Raw genomic sequence first — 21,339 nt, 5'->3', positions numbered from 1 at the left:
TCAACCGGATCCCAGTGTACTGCTCAACTCAACCTTCCAACTCTCCCGAAGCAGTGACAAAGTCAGGGTAGGCAATGTTGCCGTGCTCGCCAATATCCAAGCCGGCCAACTCTTCTTCTGCCGAGACGCGCAGACCGATGGTGCCCTTCAAAATCAAAAACAAAGCCAGACAACAGATAAAAGACCATCCTCCCAGGGCAATAACCCCCAGAATCTGTACCGGCAACACCGCCCAAGTCACCCCCGCTTCCGCATGGGCAAACCACGGGATCCCTGCAGCAATGACCCCCCAAGCGCCGCACACCCCATGTACCGACACCGCCCCCACCGGGTCATCCACCTTCAAGGTGCCCTCGATAAACAGCACCGACAACACCACCAACACCCCGGCCACCGAGCCGATAAGGATTGCCCCCAAAGGATGAACAGTGTTGCAAGGAGCAGTAATGCCCACCAGCCCCGCCAGTGTCCCATTGGCTGCAAACGTCATGTCCGGCTTGGTAAAAATGGCCCAGGAAGTACAGAGAGCGCCGATGGCTCCTGCCGCCCCGGCCAAATAGGTATTGAAAGCAATCCAGCCAATATCAGGAATCGCTGCCGTTGTAGAGCCGGCATTAAAGCCAATCCAGCCCAGCCACAGGATCAACGCCCCCAACATGCCCAAGGGTAAGCTATGCCCGGGAATAGCCCGCGGCTCCCCATTGGGACCATACTTCCCCAAGCGCGGCCCCAACACCAAAGTTCCCGCAAAAGCTGCAGCCCCACCCACCAAGTGCACCACCCCCGACCCGGCAAAGTCAATGTAGCCCAGGTTTTCCAGCCAGCCGGCTGTACCACCGTTGTAGTCGGCAAACAGGCCATTCCAGGCCCAGCCCCCGGAAATCGGGTAGATCGCCCCAGAGATGACGATGGAGTAAATCAAATAAGCCAAAAAGCGGGTGCGTTCCGCCATTGCCCCGGAGACAATGGTGGCAGCGGTGGCGGCAAACACCAGTTGGAAACAGAAGAACGTGAAAGGCCAAGCATCGTTTTGACTGCCGGCTTCAGCTCCCTGTTGCCAGTTGAAAAAAAACCAGTTGGTGCCCAAAAAACCGGCCACATGGGATCCGAACATCAGCCCAAACCCCAAAAACCAAAAAGCGCAGGCCCCGAAGCAGAAGTCCATCAGGTTCTTCAGGACAATGTTGGTAGCATTTTTAGCCCGCGTGAAGCCCGCCTCCACCATGGCAAAGCCCGCCTGCATGAAAAACACCAGCGCCCCGGCCACCGTTGTCCAGACGATGTCGGCATGGTATTGCTGAGTTTTCAGTAAGGTTTGTAGCTCAGCCCAAGCCTCGGGTGGGAGAGCCTGTTCCAGAGCCGTGAGATCCGTCTGGGCCAGAGCAGGCGGGGCAACCAAACTTCCCAACCCCAGCAAAGCTCCAACCCCCAGCAGGACTTTCCCCCCTGTCCTCAAACCCAAAAGGATCCCCTGCCGAAGACGAGAGAAAACAGTCTCACCTATCTGACTTTTCATCTCGATTCCAAGTCCATTCCAAGTCCCACACCTCGATTTTGAGCTATTTCTCCCCTCCTACCCGTAACCACCTACACCAATGCCACCAAATACATCAGCAAGCCATAAAAGAGAGGGCCAGCCCTGACCCCCTCTCTTGATTTTCAGTCCCGTGTCGCTCAGATCCGACAGCCTCCCGTCGAACCGAGCGCAACAGCTCAAGCTCCCTCCACCTCGGTGGCAGCAATGACAAAGTCAGGGTAGGCTATGTTGCCGTGCTCGCCCACATCCAAACCGGCAATCTCTTCCTCGGCGCTGACGCGCAAGCCAACAGTTACCTTGAGGATTAAAAACAGGATTAGACAGGTGATGAAGGACCAGAAGAAGAGAGCGAGAGCGCCTACTACCTGCACGCCGAACTGTGCCCAGGTAACCTCTGAATTGGCGTGAGCAAACCAAGGGATCCCTGCTGCCAACACCCCCCAGATACCACAGGTGCCATGCACGGAAACCGCGCCCACTGGGTCATCAATTTTCAGCGCCGTATCCAAAATCACCGCGGAGAGCACCACGAGGATTCCGGCCACCAAGCCAATGATCAAGGCCCCCAGCGGATGAACTGTATTGCAAGGGGCAGTGATGCCCACCAAGCCGGCCAGGACACCGTTGGCGGCAAAGGTCATATCCGGCTTGCCAAAATGAACCCAAGAGGTGAACATCGCCCCAATTGCTCCAGCCGAAGCTGCCAGCAGCGTATTCATGGCAATCCAGCCAATATCGACAGAGGCTGCAGTGGTGGAACCGGCATTAAACCCGATCCAGCCAAAGGCGAGGATAAACACTCCCAGCATCCCCAGCGGCAGGTTGTGGCCAGGGATCGCCCGCGGTTCTCCATTAGGGCCGTACTTGCCAATGCGAGGGCCGAGCACAATGGCGCCTGCCAAGGCCGCAGCGCCCCCTACCAAATGCACCACCCCCGATCCAGCGAAATCAATGTAGCCCAGATTTTCCAGCCAGCCGGCTGTGCCGCCGTTGTAGTCGCCGAACAGCCCGTTCCAGGCCCAACCCCCAGAGATGGGGTAGATTAGCCCAGAAATAACGATGGAGTAGATCAAGTAGGCCAAGAACTTGGTGCGCTCCGCCATGGCTCCGGAAACAATGGTGGCGGCAGTGGCGGCAAACACCAGCTGGAAAACAAAAAAGGTGAAAGGCCAGCCGTCTGCCTCGTAAGCCTGCTGCCAGCCAAAAGCAAACCAGTCGGTGCCGAAGAAGCCAGCACTTTTGCCGAACATGAGGCCAAACCCAATCAACCAGAAGGCGCAACAGCCCATGCAGAAGTCCATCAAGTTCTTCATCATGATGTTGGCGGCGTTCTTGGCGCGGGTAAAGCCCGTCTCTACCATGGCGAACCCCGCCTGCATGAAGAACACCAAGGCTGCTGCCACGATCGTCCAAACAGTGTCAGCGTGTTTCTGAACTGCCTCGGCCTCTTGAGCAAAGGCAGTTCCCTGGCCGAATAGAAAGACCAGCGCAGCCATTAGAGCAGCAGTCAGACTCCACCTGGCCGGTCGCCAGAGCCACTGGGGCACCTGGCTCTTGAGCTTTTGGATCATTGTTGTACTCATGCTTTTCGACTCACCTAAAGGGACAGTACTTCTCAAAAGACGTTACCCGGAAAGTGGGGCAAGAACACCTCATCAGAGATACAGCAAAAGAGACATGCAGCAAACCCCCACAAGGCTCAGGACGGGTAGCCCAAACCCCAAAGATCCCTCCTCACAGGGCATCTTGGTTGAGTTCGCCAGTGCGGATGCGGATGGTTTTTTCGACGGGGCTGATGAAAATCTTGCCGTCCCCAATTTCGCCGGTGCGAGCCGCTGCAATCAGCTTCTCCACCACCGTATCCACCAGGTCATCTTCGACCACGATCTCCACTTTCAGCTTTTGTAGGAACTCTACCGTGTACTCGGATCCCCGGTAACGCTCGGTTTGTCCCTTTTGCCGGCCAAAACCCCGTACTTCACTTACGGTCATGCCGACAATCCCGGCATTGACCAAAGCAATTTTGACCTCATCCAACTTAAATGGCCGGATCACGGCCTCGATTTTTTTCATCTGCCTCCTGCACCCTGAACAGTTCCGCTAATTTCTAACACTACCAACACCTGTGAATTGTAAAAACGGATACATTTTTTATCTCCTACTGAAGATGCTTACCACTCTGGGTTGGCTCCCGTCAAGACTGGAAGGTCAAGCTTAAGCTACCTTAACGGGAGGAAGCCTCCGATGGGGTCTCACCAACATCCACGGGCGGCTGAGGGCTAAGAGAGGCCAAGCTGGCTGTAATGAGCGCTACCGCAAGCCACCACAGCATTTGTACCTGTGGACGATACCAGATGGTATCCACCAAGCCGTGGACCATCATGCCGGTGCAAGCGGCCAAGCCTGCTGCCACCCACAGACCCTGGGGATCCCGCAAGTTGAGCAAAGTTTTCCAGCATCTCCAGCCGTGATCCCAGAGCACCAAGAGGAACCAGGCGAAAGTTAAGGAGCCGATGAAGCCAGTCTCTACAGTGAGCTGCAGCGGCACTGAATAGGCTCCAAGGGCGCTGAAGTTGCCTCGTTGGTAGAGGGGATAGACGCGGTTAAAGGCAACATTACCGGGGCCGATCCCCAAGATGGGAAAGTCGCGGATCATCTCCAGCACCGCCGCCCAGACATTGAGGCGAAAGTTGTTGCTGGTATCCAACCGCCCCCAAAAAAGGCTCTGCACCCGCAGCCGCAGGGAGCGTACCGTCAGGATCCCGAGCAACAGAGCAGCCCCCCCTCCGCCCAACAGGGCCGGCAAGGCCCAACGCCGCCAGCGGGCTGGCAAATCGACAGAATGCCACTGTGCCAACAGCACGGCCATCAGGGTGAGCGTGGCCAGCCCCCCAATCCAGGCGCCACGACTGTAGGTGAGCAACAGGCAAATCAGGTTCACCGCCGTCGTAAACCCGGCCAGGAGTTTCGCCCCCCAACTGGGCCAAATCCAAGTGGCGGCCAGCCCCAGAGGAATGACCGGGATCAAGTAGCCCCCATACAGATTTGGATTGCGCAGATAGCTGTACACCCGCGTCAGACCCGCCAAACCCGACTCCGGATCCACCCAGGTGGCCAGTTCCGCTGCCCCATATAAGTATTGCCGCAGGCCATGGATCCCCATCACCAAGCTGACCAAAAGCAGGGATCCAACGATCCCATCTCGGAATTGGGGTTTGCGCAGCAGACGATGCAACAACAGATAACCAGCCAGGTAGAGAGTCAACTTCAGCCAGCCATCCCGTGCTGCGTAGGCAACCGGAGAGAGAATCGTTGCCAAGGTGGCAATTCCCCAGAAAAGGCCCAGGGGCAGATGCAGCGGCAGCCCAATCGGCGTTTCCACCAAAGCGCACAGGCCCACCAGAGCGGCCATAGCCAGCAAAATCAGGCCCAGGATGCCGGTGGAGCTTTGTGCAGAGAAAATCCAGTAGAGCAGCACTAGCCCCAGGCCAATCCGGTCGGAAGTTTGAACCAATATGCTGCTCTTCCCCCAACTTTGCAGGGATCCCAATAGACGACCCAAAAGGCTTCCCTGCCACCAAGCCTTGATGGGAAAATCGCGCAGCAGAAAACCCTGCCACAGTTGCGTTGCTCGTTCCATAATCCTCTGGGGCGTGTTGGGCCCAAATCCCCACACCTCAAGTCATCCTACTGGTTTCACCAGCGGGACAAAGCTTTAGTCTATATCCCCAGAGGCAAAGAGACAATGAAGAAGAGCGCAACTTCTTATCGCGCCAGCCGGACAAAGTCCTCGTTAACAAAAATAAAGAATCGGCTAACTCACAAGACTCTACAAGACGAAAAGCATCGAAGAATTGTCAAAGAAGAATTGTCAAAGTTGAGTTTTCGGTCTTAAGAACAAATCGCTATAGAATGCAAAGAAAGAGTAACGAGAAAAACCACAAGAAAGATCTGTCCCAATTTCTAAGTAAGTGTTGGATCGCCGCAGTCAAAAATCCTCCTGAATTACCACGGATTAATTCTCGAAAGACTCTTCAGGCAACATAGGCTAAAGCTTGACCTTGGGATCCTCTTTTGCCCTGATTGCTGAGACTCGAAGAGATCTGATCGCCTAGGGAGGATAGACTTTTTGACTCAGATTGACCTTCCTTCGCTTTGGTTTTGTTTTGGGAATTGAGGTTGGAATAGTGAATCTGAACACGAGTGGGGCGGCCCAGCCCTAGGGCAGATCCCATGCAACGGGCTAAGATTTGCACCTTAAACTCAAACTCGCCAATGCCATCCATAATCTTTAACCCTGCAGTCTCTGCTCCTAATTCAACTGTAGGAGAAGGTCTACGAAACCTCTTCAGTGGGAATACAGAACTTTTTGAGCTGCGGAGACTTCTGGATTATGAAAGTTATGTAAAGATGCCTTTGTTTTCGCCAGACAGGGCGAGTACTTGACCTATTCTTAAACAACTTGAGTCAAGCTGGGCTCGGTATCTTCACTTGGACTGACTCCCTCCACCAAGTTGAGCAGGGATCCCGGCCAAACCGCTTAGACAAGGGGAACTGACCTACGCAAAATGGAGGAAGTAGGGGAAAAGCATCTCGTAAATCACTCGGTCGAAGCGTGCCCGTTTACCTGTACTGGGGGGATGATACCTATCGCCTGATGCAGGCGGTACAGCAGTTGCGGGATCAAGTGCTGGATCCCCACTGGGCTGCTTTTAACTACGATCGCCTGCCGCCGGAATCCACGATTGCCGGGCTCAACCAAGCCATGACCCCGCCGCTGGGATCCAACGCCCGCTTGGTTTGGCTGGAAGAGACAACACTCACCCACCATTGCCCGGAAGATCTGTGGGAAGAAGTGGAGCGAACCTTGGCCCAGTTACCCCCTACCACCCATCTGCTCTTGACCACCAGCAATAAACCCGATGGGCGCCTGAAATCCACCAAAATCCTCAAAAAAACGGCCATTGTCCGCGAGTTTTCGCAACTGGCCCCTTGGGATGAGGAGGGCATTCTCCAGCAGGTGCAGCGGGAAGCCCAACAACGGAATCTTGCCCTCAGTGCTGAAGCCGCCCAGACCTTGGCCGAGGCCGTGGGCAACGATACTCGCCGGTTGGCAATGGAATTGGAGAAGCTGGCTCTGTTTACGGCAGGCCAACGGGATCCAATTTCCTCTGAGCAAATCGCAGCCTTGGTTCCGGCCAGCGCCTACAACAGCTTTCAATTGGCGGGATCCCTGCGCAAAGGAAACCTAGAGCAAGCCCTGCACATCTTGACCCATCTTCTGGATCAAAACGAGCCGGCTCTGAAGGTTCTGGCGGTGTTGGTGGGCCAATTTCGCACCTGGCTATGGGTGCGGCTGCTGCTGGATCAGGGAGAACGGGATCCCAAGGTCATCGCCCAGAAAGCAGAAATCGGGAATCCCAATCGGGTTTACTTTCTGCAAAAAGAGGTGGGATCCCTGAAGACCACAGCTTTACTGAAAGCAATGCAGCAGCTTTTGCAATTGGAATACAACCTCAAGCAAGGACAGCCGGAACGAGATGCCTTTCAAGAAGCGCTGATCCAAATCGTGGCTATATTGGGTGAAGGCCGAGCTCAGAGCAAGTAGAGCAGAATAAACAGCACAACCCAAACCCCATCCACAAAGTGCCAGTAGATCTCAGCAGCTTCGACGCCAAAATGATGTTGGGCGCTGTAGTGGCCGGGTTTAAAGGAGCGCCAGAGCACTGCCAGAATAAACAGCAACCCTGCCATCACGTGGAGACCATGAAACCCCGTTAAAACATAGAAGGTGCTGGCAAACAAATTGGTGGTGAGGCCAAACTCCAGGTTGCTGTACTCATAGAGTTGCCCTGCCAGGAAAACCGCCCCCATCAGCGCTGTGAGGGCAAACCACAGCCGCAGACCCCTGACATCATCGGCCTTGATGGCCGACCCAGCTTTGTGAATGACGAAGCTGCTGGAGAGCAAAATCACCGTGTTGATCCCAGGCAAAAGCAATTCCCGCTCTGGGGTTCCCTCCGGCGGCCACACCGGGGCGGTGAGGCTGTAGGCCAGGTAGGCCATGAAAAGCCCCAAAAATAGGCAGCCTTCTGCCACCAAAAACATCAAGATGCCGAAGACGCGATGATCCGGGTGCTCAGCGTGGGCCTGTGGGTGGCCAACCATCAGCGTTTCAGAGGCAAGGGATCCTTGCATATTCCTTTCCACCTAAATTCCTGAATTCCTGAGACTTCTTGAGGCTGTACAAGCAGCCCAGCCAAGACTGGAATACCCAGTGAGCAGGGGATCAGCCGCCCACCGGGCATCCGGCCTGCTAAGAAGAAGTAGGCTCCGCTTCCGCCAGTGCCAGCTCCCGCAAGCTCTGCAACTGAGCAGCAAAGTAGTCCAGCGTCTCTTTGCTGTGCAAGCCGTAGTCGTAGGGGCCAGTTAGCAGAATGGGATCCCCATAAAAGTTGTGATGGGGCGGGGGAGAAGAAGTTGTCCACTCCAGTGTCAGGGCCTGCCAAGGATTATCCCCAGCTTTTGGCCCGGCCACCCAGGAGTAGATGGCGTTAACCAAAAAGGGCAGGGTGGAAATGGCCAGAACAAAGGCCCCCACCGAGCTGATCCAGTTGAGGTCGGCAAATTGGGGATCGTACTGGGCCACCCGGCGGGGCATCCCCATCAGGCCCAGCTTGTGCATCGGCAAGAAGCACATGTTAAAGCCGACAAAGGTCAATACAAAGTGCACCCGCCCCCAAAACTCGTTCAGCAGCCGCCCCGTCATCTTGGGGAACCAGTGGTAGATGCCGGCATAGATCCCAAAGACGCTGCCGCCAAACAACACGTAGTGTAGGTGGGCCACCACAAAGTAGGTGTCGTGAACGTGGATATCCAGAGGCACCGAGGCGAGGATAATCCCGCTCAAGCCGCCGATCACGAACATCGAGACAAAACCCATGCCAAACAGCATGGCCGACCGGAAGTGGATCTTGCCGCCCCACAAAGTGGCCAGCCAGCTAAACACCTTGATCCCCGTCGGGACAGCAATAGCCATAGTGGCGATCATGAAGAACACCCGCATCCAGTCAGGGGTGCCGCTGGTGAACATGTGGTGCGCCCAGACGATCAACCCCAAAAAGCAGATGGCCAAGCTGGAGTAGGCGATGGCCTTGTAGGCAAAGATGGGCTTGCGGGCATGCACCGGCAAAATCTCCGAGATCATGCCAAAGACCGGCAAGATCATGATGTACACCGCCGGGTGGGAGTAGAACCAGAACATGTGCTGGTAGACCACCGGATCCCCGCCGCCGCTGGGGTTAAAAAAGGCCGTGCCTGCCAAGAGGTCAAAGCTAAGCAAAATCAATGCACCGGCCAGAACCGGTGTTGCAATGAGGGTAAGAATAGACGCTGCCAGCATGGCCCAGCAAAACAGGGGCATGTCTTCCATCTTCATGCCGGGCATGCGCATCTTCAGAATGGTGGTGATGAAGTTAACCGCCGCCAGGATGGAAGAGGTTCCTGCCAACAAAATGCTCAGGATCCAGAGTTCTTCCCCCACCTTGCCGCTGATCAAGCTGAGGGGGGGGTAGGAAGTCCAGCCGGCAGCCGGAGCCTCTATGAACAGGCTGGCCAAAAGCAGGATCCCTGTGGGCGGAACCAGCCAAAAGGCCACCGCATTCAGCTTGGGGAAGGCCATATCCCGCGCCCCGATCATCAGCGGTACCAGGTAGTTGCCAAAGCCCCCCACCAAAGCAGGCACGATCCACAAAAAGATCATGATCGTGGCGTGCAGGGTAAAGGCACCGTTGTACCGCTCAAAGCCGAGAAAGTCGGCCTCTGGAGTAGCCAGCTCTGCCCGTACTGCCGTCGCCAGCGCCCCTCCCACCAAGTAGAAGAAAAAGGTGGTCACCAAGTACTGGATCCCGATGACCTTGTGATCGGTGGAGAAGGTAAAGAAGCGCCACCAAGGCTCAGCAGGAAGTTCAAGTTCAACCTTCGGTGCAGCAACAAGTCTTGGGCTGTCTTGCAGCTGGGTCATTGCACAAAAGCTCCTATATCGCGTTGGCAGAATGTTGTTCCCACAAGCGCAGGCCAAAGGGGCGTCAGGGATCCCGGCTAGCCTGCGGAAGGAAGAGATCCAGAATGGGACTGGAGAGACTTCAAATCTGAGGGGGAGACGCCCAAACGCTGGTGGTGGACATGGGCAAAGGCAGACTCGGCCTCAGGGGAGCCTGGCCGAGGAGAGGGATGGACTGGCGAGAAATCTGAAACGAGGGCCAAGGTGCTGCCCTCGCCACGGGCGGCCAAAACTTGCTCCTGCTGCCAGCGCTCGAAGTCTTCCGGCGTATCCACAAACAATTGCCCTGCCATCACCCCATGATAGGGGCCGCACAGCTCTGCGCAGATGATGGGGTACTGCCCCAGTTGGGTAGGCACAAACTCCAGGTGGGTCTCTCGGCCCGGGATCACATCCTGCTTGAGGCGAAACTGCGGCACCCAGAAGGCATGGTTCACATCCAGAGCCGTCATATCCAAGCGCACCCGCTTGTTTAGAGGAAGGTGCAGCTCGCTGGCCACCAGGCCGGAATCCGGGTAGGTGAACATCCAAGCATATTGCATGCCCTGCACTTGGACGACCAGATCCGGCTGGCCCATTTCCTTCCCGGGTAGCACTACAGGGGTATAAGCGTAGCCGGGATCCCCCGCCTCAGCTTCGTGGGAAGACTCCATCGCCATGGCCGCGTGGATATGGCCGCCGACATCAGCACCCCCGTAGATGGCCTGGTAAACATCCAAGCTGGCCAAGCCCAACCAAAGAATGATCACCGCCGGCACCGCCGTCCACACGATCTCCAGCAGCACATTGCCGTGGCTGGGATCCCCGTCGCCTTTGTCGCCTCGCCGCTTGCGGTAGCGGACAATACAGTAGAGAAGTACACCCTGTACCACCAAAAAGATCCCTGTGGCAATGGTTATGGTGCTGTTAAAGAGGCTGTCGAACAAGGGGGCTGATTCGGCAGCAGATTCGGGAAGCAGATGGTGGTTTTGCCCGTACCAAAGGCTGGCAAGGGTCAGAAGGATCCCCATACCCACCAAGATGATGTTGCTAATCGCACTCACGACTGCTTTTCCCCAATACAGAGAGCATCTACCCTAGCAGACAATCCGCCCGCAGCGTTTGCAGACTACGTTTTCTACTGTTGCCGTTTTTTGTTTTTGTTTACATTGCTTACAGGGCTTACAAAATTTTTGCCTATGGAGCCCGATCCGCTGTGCACGGACTTCCCACCGCTATCAAATACTAGTTCGCGGGGGAAAGAAAGTTGTGTAGACTTATGGATCTCTTCAGGATCTTCCTGGGTGAGCAGCGGCGAGACAGAGCTTTGGTTCCGAGATTTTCGGCAGACCTGTGTAAGGGCGGTACCACATTGAAGGCTGGCTCTGGTTGAGGGTCATCTCTCCAAGCTGAGATTTTTGCTGGCTGTAGACTGAGGTAGGGTGGGATAACCCCGCAATTCGGCTGGTTTGGACAGGTTTTCTCTCTAATCTCTGCTTCTGTTTAATCTCTGCTTCGCTTTCCCCAATGTCTTCTCCCCATTCACTGGCGACCTTGCTATCTGATCCAGGGGATCCCTTGCCGATCCAGACTCCATCAACGGTCTCGGAATTGGCCGGAATCTTAAAGGATTGCCAAGGGCGGAAAGTGCTGCCGCTGGGGCAGGGGAGCAAGTGGGGCTGGGCCCACTCTGTGGAGCCGGTGGATTTGGTTCTCAGCACGCGCGGCTTACGCCGGCTCATCGACCATGCGGCTGCTGATCTCACCGTCACGGTGGAAGCTGGCATGACTTTGGCGGAACTGCAACACATCTTGGCCGAGCGGGGGCAATGGTGGCCGGTGGATCCCCTCTATCCGGAGCGGGCTACCCTGGGGGGCATTATCGCCACTGCCGATACGGGTTCTCTGCGCTGGCGTTACGGCGGGATCCGCGACTTGCTACTGGGCATGACCTGGGTGCGGGCGGATGGGGAGGTGGCCAAAGCGGGCGGGCGGGTTGTTAAGAATGTTGCCGGCTATGACCTGATGAAGCTGTTCACCGGATCCTTGGGCAGCCTAGGAATTTTGACCCAGGTGAGCCTGCGGCTTTACCCCTTGCCGGCAGCTCAGTCTGCTTTGCTGGCCATAGGATCTTTGCCGGAGCTGGAGGTCCTGTGTCAGCAGGTGCTGACCGGCCCCGTTAACCCTGTGGGGGTGGATCTCTGGCTGAGGGCAGAGGGATCCCAAGTTTGGCTCAGCTTTCATGGATCGGAGCGAGCAATCGCCCAACAGATGGCCCAAACGCGGCGGCTGGCCCCTGCAGGGCTGACTTTGCAGGAAGTGAATCCCGGCTCTCTGTCCCTGCCTCAACCCGGCTCAGGAGCAGTGCTGGCCAAGTTCGGGTGCCTGCCCAATCAGAGCCTGGCAACATTGGAGCAGTTTCAAACCCTGTTTCCTGGGGCTCAGGTGCAACTGCACCGAGGCTGTGGGCTAGGACGGGCTTGGCTGGTTCAGCCAGAAGTGGGATCCCTGATGCAACTGCAGTGCTACCTCAAGTCTGCGGGCGGATTTCTCCTGCTTCTGGAGGCTCCGCCAGCTCTGAAGAGGGCTCTTGCCCATGACTTTGGCCCGGCTGCAAGTCTGATGCGCAAGCTGAAGCAGCACTTCGACCCCGCCGGCACCTTTAGCCCCAGCTTGATATAAACATCGCCCTCGCCACCGCTGCTTCCTCGGGATCCCTCTGGCCAAACGTCTTGTTCCGGTGCATGATAGATCTATAAGAAATTGAAACATTTCTTAACATCATTTCTCAGTATCTCAGCGTCAAAGCTAAGAGAGGGATCAGCATGAGCATCGAGTGGCAACGGATACTCCGCGTTGGGGTGGGCTTTTGCCTTGGGCTGTTGATTGCGGTGGGTGGGGGATCCCTGACCTGGGCGCAACCTGCCCTGCCAGTGGTGCCGATGGAGTTGCCCCAGCCGCCTGTGCCGGTCTTGGACTTGGCGGATCAGTTGACCAGCAATCAGGAAGCTCAACTGGCCCAGCATCTGAACAAGTTAGAGCAAGACACCGGCTGGAAGCTGCGGGTGCTGACTCAGTTCGACCAAACACCGGGTCGTCAGGTGAAGGAATACTGGGGCTTGAATGAGCGCAGCGTTCTGATGGTGGCGGATCCCAGGGGGGGCAACTTGCTGGCGTTTAATGTGGGGGATGCTGTGCGCGAGATCTTGCCACGTACCTTTTGGATTGAGCTGCAATCTCGCTTTGGCAATCAATTCTACGTGCGGGAGCACGGCACCCACCGCGCCATCCTGGAGACCGTGGATGTTTTGGATCGCTGCTTTCATCAGGGAGGCTGCCGCGTGGTGCCCGGCCTGCCTCAGGAGCAGTGGATCCTAACGCTGGTGACCTCGATTTTGGGCGGGATTGTCTTCGGGTTTGCCGGCAAGCCCCGCCATGCGGAGGAGCTGTTTAACTGGCGTTGGGCCTTGCTCATTTCTCCCCTGTGGTTCATTCTGTTCGGGGCTTTCGGTATCGGCCCGGTGGTCACACGTACTCAGGATTGGATCCCGGTCTTGCGCAACGTCTTGGGGTTTCTGGCAGGGGCTTTGGTGATCTACCTAGCTCCCATTGCTCGCCCGGCAGTGGATCGGCAGTAGCTGACTCGTGAAGTCGGCTGGGCGTCCTTCCCTGCGAGCCCCAGTTCGCAGGGGACAAATGCTAGAATCGGTGAGCAGAAATTGCTGGTGTAGCTCAGTTGGTAGAGCACTCGACTTGTAATCGAGCGGTCGTCAGTTCGAATCTGACCATCAGCTTCTGGTGCCATGGAACTTGGCTCTGCTGTCTCCTCTCGCTGAAGCCGAACTCAGCTTCTACACTGGTGGTTAGATTGGCATTAGCGGGATCCCTGGGTCTTGTTGACAGGAGGCCAAGGCCGATCCCTGCTCAGTTTGGCATACCTACTCAGCCGATTGGGTTGTTCTCCTGATTCTCCTTGGATGTCTATGTCCGGTCTCCCAGCCGCTACGGTTCGTCGATTGCAAAAGCTGCCCCAGGTGCCCTCCGTGTGGGAAGGGGATCGTCACAAGCTCTCAGGATCGCCACCCGTGGGATCCCAAACGGAAGGGGAGTGCATTCTTTGGGTAGATGGCGTTCAGGGCGTGGTACGGGCCATGGAAGTGGTGCCCGCCGGTTCTGGCTTTGAGCCGATGGTGCGAACCTTGATTGTGGCCATGGAGCGGCCCCATGCTGCCTCACCTGCTCGCCCCCAGAAGATCATCGTGCGGGATCGAGAGGTGCAATTTTTCTTGCGCGGCATCCTGCACGAGCTGGACATCAAGGTGGAATGCCAGCCGGAATTGCCTCTGATCGACGAGATCCTGCAGAGCTTTGAAGAGGCCAACGAGCGGATCCCTCCCCCTCTGCCGGAACACTATGCTGAGTTGCTGACCGGCAAAGCCCTTACCCTCTGGCGAGATGCCCCCTGGGATTACCTGGAGGATCACCAAATCCTGGCGATCGACCTAAATCACTGGGATATCCAAACCCTTTACGTCTCGGTCATGGGGCGGTTGGGCATGGAGTATGGGGTACTTTTCTATCGCTCGCTGCCCTCCCTCAAACAGTTTCGCCAGGATGCGGGCCAGCCGGATACTCCCGAAGAGATGGAGGAAGCCTTCCTCAGACAAGATTGTCTCTATCTCACATTCCAAGCTCGCAATCCTGAACTTAACGAACTGCCGGATCTGGACTTGGCAGATTTGGATCCTGAGGAAGTTGAGCCGAACTTTGGCACCATTCACCCCCTGGAAGGCTTGCGCGTGACTTTGCAGGAGGATGAGGCGGCGGCCTTATCGGTGGCCTTGGAAGCCTTGCATCGCTTCTTCAAGCAGTACCACCGCAAGCTGGAAGATGACTTTCGACCCTATCAAGGCCGGTACCGCATTCCCAATCCCCAGGAGAAGGGGACAACCCTTTCGGTGCAGGTGCGCACCCTGCCGGACGTGGCCGAAGAGCTGCTGCAGCTGGAAGGGGAGGCGGAAGAACCTGCACAAACCCTGCTGCGGGATGATTTGGTGCCCGAGGGCGCGCAGATAGGCCTGGGGGTCTTGCCGTGGACAACGGTGGAAATGCTGCGGCGCACGGGGCAATGGCATCCTCTCCCCCAAAGCAAGCTGGTGAAAAATGGAGAAGGGCTGCCGGTGGTGATTGTGCGCACCTCTCGATCAAAAGCAAAGCAGCTCATCGAGAATTTGCGTGGGGAAGGCGGGCCGCAAGGCGTTTGTTTCAACACAGGGGTGGATCCCTTCGATGGCGATCGCTACGACTTGGAAATTGTGCAAACGGGCAATCGCGATCTGCACCTGTTTGGAGAGTTTCCCGAAGATGATCCCGTCCACTCCATGGCTCGCAAGCGCTGGGAGCGGCGTTGCCGCGATACGGGTGGCTATTGCGGCTTGGTGGTGGCAATGGGAGTGAATTCTGCCCGTCCAGAGCTGCAAGTGCGCCACATTCTGGCCCTGTTTGAGATGCAGGCTTTGAACCCAACGGGACTGGGACTGGGGCCGATGGTGCGAATTAGCCGAGAATTGCCTTTGCCTTGACCGTCCGGACGGAGGCAGGCCAGGTGCTACCGGTAACCTGGGCAACTTTCTCCCAGCCGGGATCCCTTCTTTCTATCTCTGGCAGGTTTACCGGGCGGTGATTCGGTTTTTCCAGGGATCCACGCTATCTTGGCTCTGGTTCTCTCCTGGGTGCTGACCGGCAAAATAGCTCGACAAAGCATCTCGACAAAGCATACAGTGGCCCTATCATCTGGGGGCTCTGGTATTGACCCTCAGTTTGTGGCAAGTGCTTGGAGTTTAGGGCAAGGGATCCCAAGTATCCTGCCGCCGCAGGGTAGCTTGTCGCAGCCGAGCCAAGTTGGCCGATCCAGTGCAAAAGGCAACAATGCGCAGCTCCTCGATCACGGCGCGAAAGGTGTCCACCACTGCCTGCATCTGTCCTTGGGAGACGGCGTGTAAAGCGGGGGCGGCCATACCCACCACATCGGCTCCCAGACGGATAGCTTTGGCCGCGTCGATGCCATTGCGGATGCCGCCGCTGGCCACCAGGGGTAAGTCCGGCAGCAGGCGACGAATTTCCAGCAGGGACAAAGCCGTTGGGATCCCCCAGTCCCTGAAGCTGTGGGCAATGCGTTTTTTGAGAGCATCTGTTTGGCGATGGGCCTCCACCTCGCTCCAACTGGTGCCGCCCGCCCCCGCCACATCCAGGGCTGCCACGCCGCATTCGGCCAGCCGCTGGGCTACTTTGGCACTGAGGCCATTGCCCACTTCCTTCACCACCACGGGCACCGGCAACTGCGCCACCAACCGTTCGATGCGGCCATACAATCCACGCCAGTCGGGATCCCCTTGGGGTTGAACCGCCTCCTGGAGAGGATTGAGGTGCAGAATCAGCGCATCCGCCTCGATCATCTCCACCGCCCGTCGCGCCTGCTCCAACCCATAGCCGTAGTTGAGCTGAACGGCACCCAGGTTGGCCAGCAGCAGAATATTCGGGGCCACTTGGCGCACCTGGTAAGTCCGGGCTAGCTCTGGATGTTCCAAGGCTGCCCGCTGGGATCCCACCCCCATGGCAATACCCAACTGTTGGGCAGCGGCGGCCAGTTGTCGGTTTAGCTCATGGGCAGCCTCTGTTCCCCCCGTCATGCTGCTGATGAGCAGGGGTGCCTGTAGGCGTTTTCCCAAGAATTCGCAGCTTAGGTCGATCTCCGGCAACAGCAGCTCCGGCAGCGCCACATGCTCAAAGAAAAACCGCTCAAACCCGGTGCGGATCCCTTTGGCAGCCACATCCTGCTGCAGAACAATGTCCAGGTGATCCTGTTTGCGCTCGGAAATGGGGGGGAGAGAATCGGCCATCATGTCAGCAGTGCGGAGCACCTTGGTCTTGGTAGAGATTGTCAGTCTATAACGCCGCGCGCTGCCAAAAGCGAACAGCATTGCCCGTTCGCGCTAGCGGGACGGAGTCCAAGGTGACTCGCTATCTACTGGGACAGCAGTGCGGTTCCCGGTAGGGTGCCGGAGGCATAGCACTGTCGCGTCAGCGGTGCGGAGCACTATGATGTGGGCGGGATCCCAACCGAACAGCCATGCAACCCTTGCACATCTTGCTGGCAGAAGGCAACCCTCATCTGCGCAGCTTGCTGTGTTGGCATTTGCAACAGGCCGGACACCAAGTTTGGGAAGCAGAGACCCTTCGCCAAGCAAAGACTCTGCTGCAACACCAGCCCATTCACCTGCTGATTTTGGATGCGGAGCTGTCCAACCGCGGCGGGCTGCAATTGTGCCGGTGGGCCCATCGCCAGTACGATCTGCTGATTTTGCTACTCTCCCACCGGGGATCCGAAGCGGACATTATCGCCGGCCTAGAAGCAGGAGCGGACGATTACCTCACCAAGCCCTTTAGTATGCAACTGCTGGATGCCCACCTTCTAGCCTTGGCTCGGCGGCGACAGCGTCATATCCCCCCTACCTTTCTGCAGTACGGGGATCTCAAAATTGACCTGGTGCAACGGCGCGTCGCCTTGGCTGGGGAAGGGATCGACCTCACGCCCCAGGAGTTTAGCCTGCTGATGGTGCTGGTGCAGGCGGACGGGGATCCCGTCTCTCGTCTAGAGCTACTAGAGCGAGCATGGCCGGATTCCACCGATAACCCTCGCACCGTCGATACCCATATCCTCTCGTTGCGCAAAAAGCTGGAACGGGATCCGCGCCAGCCCAGCTTGATCCACACAGTGCGCAATGTCGGCTACTGCTTTGGCCTCAGCCCCCCGCTGCTTCAGGAACAGAAAACTCTGTCAGCCGCTGCAGGCGATTCAGGATCTGGGCCTCAGCGGCAGCGTCGTGGAGTCGCAGCGTCAGGCAAAGCACCTACTAAGGAATAGCTAGTTAACGTCAATTCCGCTAGGCAGAATCGGGATTGCTAAGTTGCAGCAGAGACCGGCGTACCCGCTGCTCCAGAGCCAGGTTGTGATGTTGGCGGCTGACCTGCAAAGCTGCCTGCAAATCCGAAAAAGCTGTTGCTTTATCTCCCATATTCCAGTAGGCCAGCCCTCGTCCGTACAAGCCATACTCGTCGGAGAGGTCGATGCGGTTCATATCCGCTTCCAGGCGAAAGGCCCGCTCGTAGTCGTCCAAAGCCGCTTTGATCTCCCCCAGCGCATAGAGAAGGTTGCCCCTGCTGTAGAGGACGTTGGGCTGTTGGGGTTCTATTTCTAGGCTGCGGCTGAGGTCGGCAATGGCCTCGTCAAAGTAATCACCACAGGCGTAGGTCACCCCCCGCTGGTAGTAGTGGGCTGGGCTGGGATCCCAGTAAATAGCCTGCGACCAATCGGACAAAGCCGCCTCCCATTCGCCCAGGTAGCTGTGTAAACGGGCCCGCTGGGAATGGGCAAGCGCTGAGGTGGGATCCAGGCGGATGGCTTCATCCAGGTGGGCTAGGGCCAAAGGCAGGGAGCCCCGTTGCACTAGCAGGTTGGCCTAGCTTAGGTGGTGGGGGACGTTGGGGTGTAGGCGCACCAGTTCAGCAAACTCCGCCGTTGCTCCTTGGAGGTCCCCGAGAGACTGACGAATCAGCCCGCGGTAAAAATAGGGTTCTGGACGGCGTGGGGCCAACCGGGTCGCCTGGCCGAAATCCTCCAAGGCTTGGGGAACTTGGCCGAGGGCAAAGTAGGCTTCTCCCCGCAAAATGTAGGCGTTGGCCAGGCAGGGATCCCGCTGCAGAGCCAAGCTGAGCTGTTCAATAGCCCCCGGCAAATCCCGGTTCAGCCACCGTTCTCGACCACGGTTGTAGGCCAAGATGGCAGGACGGGTGAAGGCAGAAATGGCCGCTGCACCTGCCAGACCCATCACTGCCAAAAGGCGATCCTGCCGCCAACTCGCCATGCTCCCCAGCAACAGGGCAACTGCAATCAAAACGCGCAAGCCGGCAGAGTCGTGGGCTCTGAACATACTGCTCCGCACCGCTGTCACCAACGCATCCCGTTTTTTCAATTTCTCTTCGATTCTGCCCGATTGGGTTGCCCTCCCTCCTGGCCCGCTCACGCGAGCGTGCTCCGGATCCCCATTAGGCCCAAAGCATCAACCGCAGCTCGTAGGGATCGTGCATGTCGGGGTGGAAGGGGAGCAGGCGGATGGCCAACCCTTGCAAGCCGCTGGCCTCATAGCAAATCTGGCCGGAGAAGATGGCCCGATCCTCCACCGTCTCCACATAGCGCAGGGGGGTCGCCTGTCCCTTCTGAATCTGGCCCTCATCATTGACCGGCCCCTGGTAAGCTTGCACGATCACATCCTGAGGTCGCAGGGATCCCAGCCGCACTTCCACCGTCACGGTGAGGGGATCCCTGGCCATCACCACTTGGTCATCCTGTGCCAAGGCAAGGCCGGCAGCGGCAGCTTTCTTCGGGGTTTCGATCTGGACGTTGAGAACCTGGATGTTGTACCAATGCTCCTGCAGGTGGTTTTGCCAACGAACGAACTGGCGGGCCGACTCGAAGTGGTCACGGCGCATGCGGTCGAAGTAGTTGCTGAGAGGAATGTAGGCTCGCTGGACGTACTCCAACACCATGCGCTGCGTGCTGAACTGGGGGCAATTGAGGCGAATCGCCTGCTTCATGCGCTGGATCCACTGATGGGGTAGGCCATCGCTGCCGCGCTGGTAGAAGAGAGGGGCAACCTCTTGTTCCAGCAGGTCGTAGAGGGCATTCGACTCCACCTCATCTTGATAGGCGCGATCCTCATACTCCTCACCGCGGCCAATGGGCCAGCCGGTCTGGTAATAGTCAGCCTCGTCCCACCAGCCGTCCAAAATACTGAGGTTCTGTCCACCGTTGGCTGCCGCCTTCATGCCACTGGTGCCGCTGGCCTCCCGGGGGCGCAAGGGGTTGTTCAGCCACACATCCACCCCGGCCACCATCAAGCTGGTGACATACATGTCGTAGTCCTCAATGAAAACCAAGCGCTGGCGAAACTCCGGCTGCCGCGACACCTGCACGATCTGGCGGATCAGCTCTTTGCCGGGTATGTCGCGGGGGTGGGCCTTGCCGGCAAAGATAAACTGCATCGGGTACTGAGGATGGTTGAGCAAAGCCTTGAGCCGTTCCAGGTTGTGGAACAAAAGGGTGGCCCGCTTGTAGGTGGCAAAGCGGCGGGCAAACCCAATGGTAAGCACCTCCGGGTTGAGGGCCTCAGAGGCCCGTTGGATCTCAGCCGCTGAGGCAGCCCGTTTCTGGAGCTGTTCCATCAAGCGCTCGCGGGTAAAGTTAATCAGGCGGGAGCGGCTGCGCTCGTGGGCCCGCCACAATTCCCCATCCGGAATCCGATCCACCTTTTGCCAGAGGGGATCCGAAGGAGGAGCCTCTGCCCAATCCGGCCCCAGGTAGCGGTCGTAGAGGGCTTGGTTCTCCTCCCCCACCCAGGTGCGGACATGTACCCCGTTGGTGATGGAAGTAATCGGCACTTCTTCCAGCGGGATCCCAGGCCACAGCCGGCTGAACATCTTGCGGGAAACCGCCCCATGCAGCTTGCTCACACCGTTCACAAAAGAGGCCATGTTGATGGCCAGCACTGCCATGCTGAAGGGAGATTGGAAGTCGCCAGTATTTTCCCGTCCCAAAGCCAAAAAGCGCTCCCGGCTCAGGCCCATCTGGCTGTAGTAGAAGCCGAGGTAGTAATCGATCTTGTCGGGCGGGAATAGGTCGATCCCGGCGGGCACCGGCGTGTGGGTGGTAAACATCTGGCTGGACTTGGCCACCTGCCAGGCCTCTTCAAAGCTCAGCCCCTGCTCCACCATCAACAGGCGAATCCGCTCTACTGCCAAAAAGGCGGAGTGCCCCTCGTTCATGTGGTAGACGGTGGGATGGATGCCAAGGGCGCGCAAAGCCCGCACGCCGCCGATCCCCAGCATCATCTCCTGGTGGATGCGCAGATCTTGGTCGCCACCGTACAGCTCATCGGTGATGTCTTGGTCGTACTGGCTGTTGGGCTCGATGTTGGTGTCCAGAAGATAGAGGGGCACCCTCCCCACCGTCACCTTCCAAATGCGGGCGAACACCTTGCGGTTGGGATAATCCACCTCAATGCGAATTTCGCGGCCCTCCGCATCTCTCTGCAGCTCCAGGGGCATGTTAAAGAAATCGTTAACTGGGTAGCGTTCCTGCTGCCAGCCGTCGGGGTTGAGGTACTGGCGAAAATAGCCCTTTTGGTAGAGCAAACCCACTCCCACCAAGGGCAAGCCCAGATCGCTGGCCGCCTTGAGGTGATCCCCGGCCAAAACCCCCAAGCCGCCTGAGTAGATGGGCAGACAATCCGCCAGGCCAAACTCGGCCGAAAAATAAGCGTAGCACTCCCCTTCCACCGCTTGGGCCGAGCGGTACTTGCGATACCAGGTGTCTTCCTGCAGGTAGCTCTGCAGTTGTTGGCTGGCCCGTTCCAGTTGGGCCAAAAATCCGGGATCTTCTGCCAATTCGTCCAGCCGTTCCTGCCGGATCTGCCCCAACAAAGCCACCGGGTTGTGGCCGCAGGCGTCCCACAGATCCGGATCCATGCGCCGGAATAGGCTGCGGGTTTCTACGTTCCAACTAAAATGCAGGTTGTAAGCCAACAAGCGCAGACTTTCCAGCGGAGTAGGCAGGTAGGGAGTGACCTTAAACGTGCGTAGCGGCTTCATAAAGACTGGGAGGAGCGTTGTTTCCACTGTCAGGCTACCTTGCCCTCAGCCTGAG

16 protein-coding genes and 1 tRNA gene are annotated in these 21,339 nt (G+C 57.6%); 6 read left to right on the top strand and 11 right to left on the bottom strand.

All coding sequences use genetic code 11. The annotated features are described in order from the left end of the window. Nucleotides 1-28: 28 nt before the first annotated feature. The 4 genes from NW805_RS00495 to NW805_RS00480 form a co-directional block, all read right to left on the bottom strand. Nucleotides 29-1,399, bottom strand: coding sequence for an ammonium transporter (locus NW805_RS00495; RefSeq protein WP_240527655.1), 1,371 nt, complete (start codon nt 1,397-1,399; stop codon nt 29-31). 314 nt (nt 1,400-1,713) lie between these two features. Then, complete coding sequence (locus NW805_RS00490) at nt 1,714-3,120, bottom strand: ammonium transporter (RefSeq protein WP_414421302.1); 1,407 nt, start codon at nt 3,118-3,120, stop codon at nt 1,714-1,716. A gap of 151 nt (nt 3,121-3,271) precedes the next feature. Continuing rightward, nucleotides 3,272-3,610, bottom strand: a complete 339-nt coding sequence (locus NW805_RS00485) for a P-II family nitrogen regulator (RefSeq protein WP_011430352.1) — start codon at nt 3,608-3,610, stop codon at nt 3,272-3,274. Nucleotides 3,611-3,761: 151 nt separating this feature from the next. Next, a complete protein-coding gene (locus tag NW805_RS00480; RefSeq protein WP_414421301.1) occupies nt 3,762-5,177 on the bottom strand; it encodes an IctB family putative bicarbonate transporter in 1,416 nt (471 codons plus the stop codon). Nucleotides 5,178-6,152: 975 nt separating this feature from the next. Between NW805_RS00480 and holA the strand changes: the two genes are divergently transcribed. Continuing rightward, nucleotides 6,153-7,145, top strand: a complete 993-nt coding sequence (gene holA / locus NW805_RS00475; protein WP_414421300.1) for a DNA polymerase III subunit delta — start codon at nt 6,153-6,155, stop codon at nt 7,143-7,145. On the opposite strand, the gene NW805_RS00470 is transcribed toward holA, so the two are convergent. The 3 genes from NW805_RS00470 to NW805_RS00460 form a co-directional block, all read right to left on the bottom strand. Further along, nucleotides 7,133-7,735 (bottom strand): cytochrome c oxidase subunit 3, encoded by a 603-nt coding sequence (locus NW805_RS00470; RefSeq protein WP_414421299.1) that lies wholly within the window; start codon nt 7,733-7,735, stop codon nt 7,133-7,135. The two genes, holA and NW805_RS00470, sit on opposite strands and share 13 nt — an antisense overlap. Before the next feature lie 118 nt (nt 7,736-7,853). Beyond that, complete coding sequence (ctaD, locus tag NW805_RS00465; protein ID WP_414421298.1) at nt 7,854-9,560, bottom strand: cytochrome c oxidase subunit I; 1,707 nt, start codon at nt 9,558-9,560, stop codon at nt 7,854-7,856. A gap of 77 nt (nt 9,561-9,637) precedes the next feature. After that, entirely contained in the window at nt 9,638-10,642 is a 1,005-nt protein-coding gene (locus tag NW805_RS00460; protein WP_414421297.1) for a cytochrome c oxidase subunit II, read from the bottom strand. A gap of 514 nt (nt 10,643-11,156) precedes the next feature. Between NW805_RS00460 and NW805_RS00455 the strand changes: the two genes are divergently transcribed. The 4 genes from NW805_RS00455 to NW805_RS00440 all read left to right on the top strand — a co-directional run bounded on the left by NW805_RS00455 (nt 11,157) and on the right by NW805_RS00440 (nt 15,160). Continuing rightward, nucleotides 11,157-12,260 carry an FAD-binding oxidoreductase gene (locus tag NW805_RS00455; protein ID WP_414421296.1) on the top strand — a complete coding sequence of 368 codons (1,104 nt, stop codon included), beginning with the start codon at nt 11,157-11,159 and terminating at the stop codon, nt 12,258-12,260. A 260-nt stretch (nt 12,261-12,520) separates the two neighbouring features. Further along, entirely contained in the window at nt 12,521-13,216 is a 696-nt protein-coding gene (locus NW805_RS00450) for a TPM domain-containing protein (RefSeq protein WP_414329371.1), read from the top strand. 83 nt (nt 13,217-13,299) lie between these two features. Next, nucleotides 13,300-13,372: transfer RNA gene (locus NW805_RS00445), tRNA-Thr, on the top strand. Nucleotides 13,373-13,561: 189 nt separating this feature from the next. Continuing rightward, entirely contained in the window at nt 13,562-15,160 is a 1,599-nt protein-coding gene (locus NW805_RS00440; protein WP_414421295.1) for a DUF6930 domain-containing protein, read from the top strand. A 258-nt stretch (nt 15,161-15,418) separates the two neighbouring features. Here the strand turns inward: NW805_RS00440 and fni are convergent, their stop codons facing one another. After that, the gene (gene fni / locus NW805_RS00435) at nt 15,419-16,480 is read right to left on the bottom strand and encodes a type 2 isopentenyl-diphosphate Delta-isomerase (protein ID WP_414406490.1); all 1,062 of its coding nucleotides are present in this window, start codon (nt 16,478-16,480) and stop codon (nt 15,419-15,421) included. A gap of 227 nt (nt 16,481-16,707) precedes the next feature. Between fni and NW805_RS00430 the strand changes: the two genes are divergently transcribed. Continuing rightward, entirely contained in the window at nt 16,708-17,502 is a 795-nt protein-coding gene (locus tag NW805_RS00430) for a response regulator transcription factor (RefSeq protein WP_414381044.1), read from the top strand. Between the two features lie 19 nt (nt 17,503-17,521). On the opposite strand, the gene NW805_RS00425 is transcribed toward NW805_RS00430, so the two are convergent. The 3 genes from NW805_RS00425 to glgP form a co-directional block, all read right to left on the bottom strand. Next, nucleotides 17,522-18,085 (bottom strand): tetratricopeptide repeat protein, encoded by a 564-nt coding sequence (locus NW805_RS00425; protein WP_414421294.1) that lies wholly within the window; start codon nt 18,083-18,085, stop codon nt 17,522-17,524. Between the two features lie 12 nt (nt 18,086-18,097). Then, complete coding sequence (locus tag NW805_RS00420) at nt 18,098-18,568, bottom strand: tetratricopeptide repeat protein (protein ID WP_414421293.1); 471 nt, start codon at nt 18,566-18,568, stop codon at nt 18,098-18,100. 115 nt (nt 18,569-18,683) lie between these two features. Then, a complete protein-coding gene (gene glgP / locus NW805_RS00415) occupies nt 18,684-21,284 on the bottom strand; it encodes an alpha-glucan family phosphorylase (protein ID WP_414421292.1) in 2,601 nt (866 codons plus the stop codon). Nucleotides 21,285-21,339 lie beyond the last annotated feature (55 nt).

Origin of the sequence: Synechococcus sp. W60.1 (genome assembly GCF_047461575.1) — a bacterium.
Lineage (GTDB): Bacteria > Cyanobacteriota > Cyanobacteriia > Thermostichales > Thermostichaceae > Thermostichus.
The sequence above is the reverse complement of the archived record's forward strand: the minus strand, read 5'-3'. Positions and strand labels throughout refer to the sequence as shown.